Source organism: Vibrio sp. 10N.239.312.C11, assembly GCF_041466065.1.
Classification (GTDB): Bacteria; Pseudomonadota; Gammaproteobacteria; order Enterobacterales; family Vibrionaceae; genus Vibrio; species Vibrio tasmaniensis_A.
The window spans coordinates 1-7,944 of record NZ_JBFSRZ010000090.1 but is presented as its reverse complement, the minus strand read 5'-3'; the positions used below and the strand labels follow the sequence as shown (position 1 = coordinate 7,944).

Genomic DNA, 7,944 nt, shown 5'->3' with positions numbered 1-7,944 from the left:
TTTGAAAAGCGAAATGTCGCTTAGCTAAGTGTCCAGTCTGACTGGAGCAGATCATCGTTCGTGACTGGGCAACACCCTTTCCGTACCGGCCTACTTACCATCGGTATGCCAGGTTCTTCGCATGGTATTCCTGACTGGGCTCCTACCATTGGTGATGCTCTTAAAGAAGAAGGCTACGCGACTGCGCAATTCGGTAAAAATCACTTAGGCGATCAAGACAAACACCTTCCTACAAACCATGGTTTTGATGAGTTCTTTGGTAACCTTTACCACTTAAACGCGGAAGAAGAGCCTGAAACCTACTTTTACCCAAAAGACCCAGAATTCAGAAAGAACTACGGGCCTCGTGGCGTTATTAAAGCAACCTCTGATGGCAAAATCGAAGATACGGGTCCACTGACTCGTGCTCGTATGGAAAACATCGATGAGGACTTTACCGAAGCGGCTATCACGTTCATGGAGAAATCTGTAAAAGAAGATAAGCCGTTCTTTATCTGGTACAACTCGACTCGTATGCACGTTTGGACTCGTCTGAACGAACATTACAGCGGCATTTCAGGTCAAGGCATCTACGCTGATGGTATGGCTCAATTAGACGACAACGTGGGCGCGTTGCTTGATACTCTTGAACGCTTAGAAGTTGCAGACAACACGATTGTCATCCTTTCTACCGATAACGGTGCAGAAAAGTTTACATGGCCTGACGGCGGTACATCTCCTTTCCACGGTGAGAAAGGCACAACTTACGAAGGCGGCATGCGTGTTCCACAAATCGTGAAATGGCCTGGTGTAATCGAACCTGGCTCTGCGGTTAATGCGCTAATGTCTCAAGAAGACTGGTTACCGACACTAGCTGCTGCTGCCGGTAATGACTCTATCGTTGAAGACCTTAAAGAAGGTGTTTCTCTAAATAATACAGATTGGCGTGTTCACTTAGATGGCTCGAACTTTATGCCATATTTTGAAGGAGAGGCTGAAAAGTCACCCCGTGAAACTATCTTCTACTTCTCTGCAAACGGTGACTTCAATGCGCTTCGTTGGAACGATTGGAAAGCAAGCTTCGCTATGATGGAAGGCACAATGCAATCGGCTATCCGTCAAGCTCCTGCTTGGGCTTCAATTACAAACCTACGTATGGACCCGTTTGAAACCGCAGCGAAAGAATCTGGCATGTACACTCGTTGGATGGTAGACAACATGTGGTTATTCGTACCAATGTCTCAAGAAGTGATTAAGTTTATGGGCTCTCTAAACGATTACCCAATGCAACAAGGCCAAGGCTTCAGTGCCGCAGACATCAATTACAACACGCTAAAAATGCAAAAGCTAATTCAGCAGATGCAAGCACAAAACGCGAAATAGCGGAGCAAGGGTTAAACAGCGAAGCAACAGCTAGATAACCCGGCTACCGACCATTAAAGATAACTGACTAATTAAAGCCCCACTGGGGCTTTTTTTGTGAGGCATCAACAATCTTTTTTCTAAACCATGAATGCGCCATATCTGCATTACGACTCTTGTGCCACACCAGATATTCAGTACCAAGATCCGATTCAAACGGTAAAGGCGACAGCTTAAAATCATCCAGCAAGCCATACCTTTCAAGTATCGATTTCTGACTAATACAAAGCCAATCCGTCCCTCTTACCATATCAAGCATTTCAAATGGGCCAGGCGCCTTTCGTGCAACCTTTCTACTTTTCGCATACTTACTGGTTTTGGTTAACGGCGATTCTTTGGTATCCCACATACTATGAAGAACATGCTTCTCTTCAAGGTATTCTTCCAACGTAATCTCGTTCCCTAATCTAGGGTGGTTTTTATCATAAGCAACCACCATAGGTTCGTTAGAGAGCTGAATACATTCCATTGCCGGATCGTTGATAGGCGTATGGACTATACACAAATCATATCGGTGTTGGCGAAGGTCTAGAACGATGTCTGCGGTATAGTAAGGGTCAATATGAAGACCTATATCTGGCGTTTCCGCATAGAGGATATAGGATACACGCTTCATCAATGAATAAGTTGCACCACTAATACAAGCGACATTAAACGACCTTTCAATTTTTGTTGGGTCGAACTTTCGCTTACTTGGAAAAGTCGATTCAAAGGCATCGTAGGCCTGTTTTATCTGAGGGTAGATGTCATAACAAAAACTGCTCGGTCTATAACCTTCCTTTGTTTTCACAAACAACGGATCATCATAGGTTTCTTTTAGTCGGTTAAGCGCCTTACTAATTGCGGGCTGAGTAACGCCAAAACGTTTCGCGGTATTCGAGATAGAGAGCTCTTCCATCATGACAACAAAATACGGAATCAGACTAAAATCAGTGTTTTTCATGTTCTATTTACCAAACTCGCGTACTAAATTAACTTTCATATCATTGAATTATACCGTATCAACCAAGCACTTCATTAGCGACCCTTTTATTTTGGGAAGTCACCTACGAATTAACATGCTAGAAACGATGATTAACAGAACACAAAAAGCCCACACTTGGCAGGCTCAGGTAACTCTAAGTCAGTGATAGCGTTTATTTGCTTTGTAGCAGAGTAATCTCATCATTAACCCAGCCTAATAACTGCTTGGTCGCTTTAGACAAGACTTGATTCTGCCTCACGATATAGCCTAGGCTGGTGCTAGAGAAATTGGTCAATGGCGTAACCTTTGAATTCAAATACTGCTTAGTGGATATCGCAAACTCAGGAATGATGGCCACTCCAAACCCAGCTTCTGCCCAGTCGATTTGAGCATCGACACTCCCTACTTCCATGACTCTATGATTGGGTAGATTAAGGCTTGGTAAACCTTCATCAATGAAGTCACGGGTTCTCGTATCGTGGCCAAGTAGAATCAAGGTGAGTTCTGTCTCTATATCGTCATCTTTAACCTCGTTTCCTGTCTTGCTATCAGAGTATTGCATGTCGAAGCCATCGCCTAACGCACACCATGAAAGCTCTTGAAGCTTAGTAAAATAGAGCGACTCGTTGTGTTGCTCTTTCGCAATCACAAAACCAAGATCCGCCTGAGCGTTCTTAACTAAACTCGATGCTTGAGATGACGTAGTGTTCAGTAGCGTTAGGTCGATACCCGGATACTGCGCTTTGAACTTCTGGAACGGGCGAATTAGCAAGAATCGAGAGATGATGTCGCTCACGGCAATAGTTAACGTGCCTATTTTAAGGTCGTTAATGGCGTTGAGATCGGCCTGACAAATCTGCAGTTCGAGTAATGTTCTTTGACTTGTCTCTAGTAACCTTTCACCTGCTTGAGTCAGTTGAAACGGACTTCGCTCTATCAACTTGATGCGTGTTTGTTGTTCCAGTTGTTTTAGGTGCAAACTCACATTGGGTTGTGTCATATGCAGTGCGTTGGCTGCTTTTCCGAAATGCTTATATTCCGCTAGCGTCACAAACGTCTTCAACAAATTAATATCGAGCATCATATCCCTCCCAGGTTTTTTACATGATATATGAAATCCTTATCAAGATAATAAAGATAATTAATTTCTCTTATCCACTTTGTAGGCCTAACATGATTTCTCAATCAGTCAGGAGAAAAATTATGCCATCTATTGTTGTTGTAGGCGCAAACTGGGGCGACGAAGGCAAAGGCCGTATCGTTGATTTTTTAGCAGACCAAGCTTCTGCTAGCATTCGCTTTCAAGGCGGAAACAATGCCGGCCATACCGTAGTAAACGACTTCGGTACATTCAAACTGCATCAACTGCCTAGTGGTATTTTTAATCCTGATTGTACGGCAGTTCTTGGCCCTGGCATGGTGATCAGCCCTGCTGCGCTAACTCAAGAGATTGCAGAAGTACAAGCAGCTGGCATCAAAGTGAAAATGGCGATTTCAGACCGTGCGACACTTTGTCTACCTTTACACGCGCTTGAAGACACACTTGAAGAAGAACGTTTAGGCGATGGTGCTTACGGTTCAACACGTCAAGGTATTGCACCCGCTTACGGCGATCGTGTGATGAAGAAAGGCATTCTTGTTGGCTGGTTGAATCAACCTGAAATTTTGGAGCAACGCATTCAATTCTTACTTGATTGGAAGATGCCTCAACTTAAAGCGCTATACCCACAATGTGACTTCTCTCAGACTGCTTCTGAAATGACAGAATGGTTACTTGAAGTGACTAAAGCTTGGCGCCCATTCATTTGCAACGTAACTGAGCCGCTTAAAGCACTGCAATCGCAAGACGCGAACTTACTGTTCGAAGCTCAGTTAGGTGCAGGTCGCGACCTTGTTTACGGTGAATATCCTTGGACGACATCTTCAAATGTAACCGCTGCATACGCGGGTATCGGTAGTGGCTTACCTGCCCTTCGCCCCGAGCGAGTTATTGCTGTTGCTAAATCGTTCAGTTCGTCTGTTGGTACTGGCACGCTAGTGACAGCAATGGAAGAGCAAGATAGCTTCCGCGAAAGCTCTAACGAATACGGCGCAACAACAGGCCGCCCACGTGATATGGGTTACTTCGACGCGGTAGCAACTCGCAGCGGTGTTGACCTGCAAGCTGCAACGGAAATCGCACTGACTAAGATTGATTGCCTGTCTGGTTTGTCTGAACTTAAGATCTGTACCGCTTACTCTGGTGAGCACACTGAAAACCCGATTTGGCCACAAACGGCTGAACTAAAGCCTGTATATGAAGATATGGCTGGCTGGGATGAAGACATCACTGGCTGCCGCACGTTTGAGAGCCTTCCTCAAGCAGCACAAGATTACGTTACGCGTATCGAAGAGTTGATGGGCGTGCCAATCGTGATGGTATCAGTAGGTCCAGAGCGCGAACAAATGATCATTCGAGGCTAGAGCTCGACTCAAGTCTTTCAGCTAAAGCGGTTGCTTTAGCTGAAAGACGACAGGCACAAAAAAGCCCACACTAGGTGGGCTTTTTTGCTTGTTCATAAAGAACGAATTTGGTGCCGCTACTGGACTCTACTATCTAACTTATTCAATTGATATAAATGGATATTATAAAGTTAGAATTTCAGGATGTTACCTCTGGTGTTACCTCAGGAAAAAGCTAAACTGAGTTAACTAAATCAACCATAAGGTTACCACGTAACCACCCTGTCTCACTTTTAAACTCAAAAACGTCCCGATACTTCTTTAAAGTTAGAGTATCGAGTCGGATTTTCAATCCTATAGCATTTAAAATTAAAGAGTTATATCAAGTCGACTTGTGAGAATATACACTCTGTAATACATACCAACTTTGTAAAGCTAATCACCATTTTGTATATCAAAAAGCCCAGCTCTATTACACGCGACTAAAAACGACCTTCTTAAGAAACGTTTATCTACAAAAGGATCGAGCTCCGTATCCAGTTCAATATTTTCTACGTACTGCTTAGTCGGTAACTTAAGCTTATTCGAGCGTTCAAATACCTCGGATAGCCATGCCTTACCTGAGTTTTTTGAACAGCACTCCGCTTTATAACGTTCGGAGATTCCGTACAAATCATCCCATGTATCAAGCTCTTGTTGAATCAATGCAGGCCCCATGCTTAGAGTTACATCGGTAGCTTCTAATTTTTTCCAATCTTGAGTTTGGATAGACAAAGATAAGCTAATCAGATTCGTATGATTTGCGTAAGGATAGAAAACCTTACGTGGTACTCGTAAAGGGTTTTTAGCTTTAGCCTTAACAGTATCCGGCTTTTCTATATTGGGATCTTTTGCTAATTTGTAACTGCTGTTGCAATGCGGGCAAGCTGGTACCAAGTTAAGGAAATTAATGCTATTGAATGGATATTTTCCTTTTGGGAAGTAATGGTCATAAGCTTCCCTTGGTTTAGTAAACTGATTTAAAATGCCAGACAACCCACAAAATGGGCATACATCTCGATCGTTCAACTGAGTAAATTTCAAATTATGATCCGCAATGAGTCCTATTCGATCTCTAACTGATGCTAACTTCAGAAAGTCGCCTGAGTACATATTTTTATAAAACTTTTCAAGCTCGCTGACTAAACCAGGATACTGAGCTTCAGGATATAGAGCTTTAATTGCTTCATAAGTAGCAGGAGTACACCTGTCTCCATCTTCACAAAGCTTTTTTATATCATTATTAAGGGTAAACCAATCTTTAAATTGTTGCTTTTGAACAGTATTTAACATCTTGAATTTTTCAAAAAGAGAGTTTAAAGGACCAAGAAAATTCTTGGCTCCTTTAACTTCAACATCGTGAATATCAAGCTCTTTTATCATGTCCCTTAGGTCAGGTTTAGCTGCAAATAAAGTATCAATTTCATAGTCCACTCCATCTATAGCAACACACCATACATCTTCTAAAATGAACTGGATGTATTCTTGCATCTTGTTCATTTTATGGTCTAAAAATTGATATGGGAAGAGCATTAGTCCTGCTCCTTTAAACTGTCCACTATCGTTTTCATAAGTAAGAGCTTCTCAACAGAATCACCGAGTCGATTATCAATACGCTTTAACAAGCTATCAATATCCACCCCCTCTTTTTTGAACTCTTCTTTGAAATCATCTAGCAACTTATGAGCATATCCACCGATAGTTTCGTGCTTTCCGAACGTTTCTATGGTTATTTTGTTTATCGATGCGCCTAAGGTTTTATATTCTGGATGCTGAATAGTGACCTGATTACTTTCAGGATCTTTATCAAAGACCATAACCTTATGGCGTTCGCTATCAGAAATTAAAAACGGTGTGTGGGTCGTAATTAACATCTCATGACTCGCTTGCTCTCTATCCTTCTCTGGGAAGCACGATCTTAGTCGACTAATAAAGTTTGACCGCCATGCTGGATTGAAGTGTGTCTCAGGCTCATCCAAAAGGAATAAGCTATTGGTATCCTTGAATAACAGGCACAACCCAAGGCTATGTAATAGCTGATGCTCTCCATCAGACAAAGACTTTAACAAAACCGGCTCTTCTATCCCTTCCTTGTTAAACCAAAAGTTCTTAAAACGCATGATTCGTTCATCAGAAGCTAACGTAGGCACAGTTTCATTAACGTATAAACTATCTGATTGATATAAATCAGATTTAAGTTGCTCACTAACTGTATACAAGTTAAGCGACAACAACACCTGAAAAGCTTGAAACAATTCGATAGGTGATTTGTTAACTTCAAAACTGAAATTTTCAGCAAATGCTTCTCTAGTGGCACTGTTGACACAATAATCCAAATACAGCGTATCTGTTTCTTCATCTACAAAGAAACAAGTAGCACATCGCTTTAATCTGGTGATCATAGGATCAAATCTATCAGAAGAGTCTTCATCTGCTTCTAACAGATCAACAAGATTCAGTGTGTATCTATTCCTTTCCTCATCTACAGCCAGAGCAGGGTGTTTTAGTCCAAACAAGTCAGCTTGTTCTGGGCTAATCTCAATACCGCGTTTGATTACAATACGAAACTCATGCAAAGCACCTAATCCCATATCAAACTCAAAAAGCTCTCTAGCCTCTACTTCGTTATATAGCAAATTACAAAGCAGAATCGCTTGGCTATACGAATTATCCATATAAGCCATGCGAGTTTCAGGGCGACCAGAATAGGGAAGTTGATCCCTTAATGCACCCCAATACTCATCAAATTGAACAAATCTCATTTTAAAAAAAGGCAAACTGAGTACTTCGTTTTCACCTGAAGAATAGCCTAATACAAAATCTGGAAGTAACCGCTTAATTTCATCCCGGGAAAGTGGATTATGATCTTTGTATAACTCATCACGATTTAACCATTGTACCTTAGGTGTCATGCCTATTTCTTTTGTAATCAATACATGTGCATGTATCCGTACATCACTGCTTCCAATCGGTATTAAGTATTCGATTTCAAAACCATCGGGATTAGCTATATCACTTCTAAAGCCAGCCTTATTTGTCTCTTCATCGGCTTTGTTGCGTAATTAAATTTAAAGATAGAACAACCCCGTTTCGCGTAT

At 41.9% G+C, this 7,944-nt stretch carries 4 protein-coding genes and 2 pseudogenes; 2 read left to right on the top strand and 4 right to left on the bottom strand.

The features are described 5' to 3' along the window. Positions 1–48 precede the first annotated feature (48 nt). Positions 49–1,362, top strand: a pseudogene (locus AB6D07_RS22065) (sulfatase-like hydrolase/transferase); the annotation flags it as partial. 67 nt (positions 1,363–1,429) lie between these two features. Here the strand turns inward: AB6D07_RS22065 and AB6D07_RS22060 are convergent. Continuing rightward, positions 1,430–2,344 (bottom strand): LysR family transcriptional regulator, encoded by a 915-nt coding sequence (locus AB6D07_RS22060; protein WP_017104383.1) that lies wholly within the window; start codon positions 2,342–2,344, stop codon positions 1,430–1,432. A 193-nt stretch (positions 2,345–2,537) separates the two neighbouring features. Next, positions 2,538–3,449, bottom strand: coding sequence for a LysR family transcriptional regulator (locus AB6D07_RS22055; RefSeq protein WP_017104384.1), 912 nt, complete (start codon positions 3,447–3,449; stop codon positions 2,538–2,540). Between the two features lie 119 nt (positions 3,450–3,568). Here AB6D07_RS22055 and AB6D07_RS22050 point away from each other — a divergent pair, with 119 nt between their 5' ends. Next, the gene (locus AB6D07_RS22050; RefSeq protein WP_017104385.1) at positions 3,569–4,828 is read left to right on the top strand and encodes an adenylosuccinate synthase; all 1,260 of its coding nucleotides are present in this window, start codon (positions 3,569–3,571) and stop codon (positions 4,826–4,828) included. 414 nt (positions 4,829–5,242) lie between these two features. On the opposite strand, the gene AB6D07_RS22045 is transcribed toward AB6D07_RS22050, so the two are convergent. Together AB6D07_RS22045 and AB6D07_RS22040 are read right to left on the bottom strand one after the other, a co-directional pair. Then, positions 5,243–6,379: an HNH endonuclease gene (locus tag AB6D07_RS22045; protein WP_372092329.1), complete on the bottom strand. Its 1,137-nt coding sequence runs from the start codon at positions 6,377–6,379 to the stop codon at positions 5,243–5,245. Next, a pseudogene (locus tag AB6D07_RS22040) lies at positions 6,379–7,884 on the bottom strand (restriction system-associated AAA family ATPase); the annotation flags it as partial. The pseudogene AB6D07_RS22040 and the gene AB6D07_RS22045, both read right to left, overlap by 1 nt. Positions 7,885–7,944 lie beyond the last annotated feature (60 nt).

Bases quoted from the DNA above. Each gene is read 5' to 3' on its own strand.
- AB6D07_RS22060 (WP_017104383.1), bottom strand. From the start codon at position 2,344: ATGAAAAACACTGATTTTAGTCTGATTCCGTATTTTGTTGTCATGATG.
- AB6D07_RS22055 (WP_017104384.1), bottom strand. From the start codon at position 3,449: ATGATGCTCGATATTAATTTGTTGAAGACGTTTGTGACGCTAGCGGAA.
- AB6D07_RS22050 (WP_017104385.1), top strand. From the start codon at position 3,569: ATGCCATCTATTGTTGTTGTAGGCGCAAACTGGGGCGACGAAGGCAAA.
- AB6D07_RS22045 (WP_372092329.1), bottom strand. From the start codon at position 6,379: ATGCTCTTCCCATATCAATTTTTAGACCATAAAATGAACAAGATGCAA.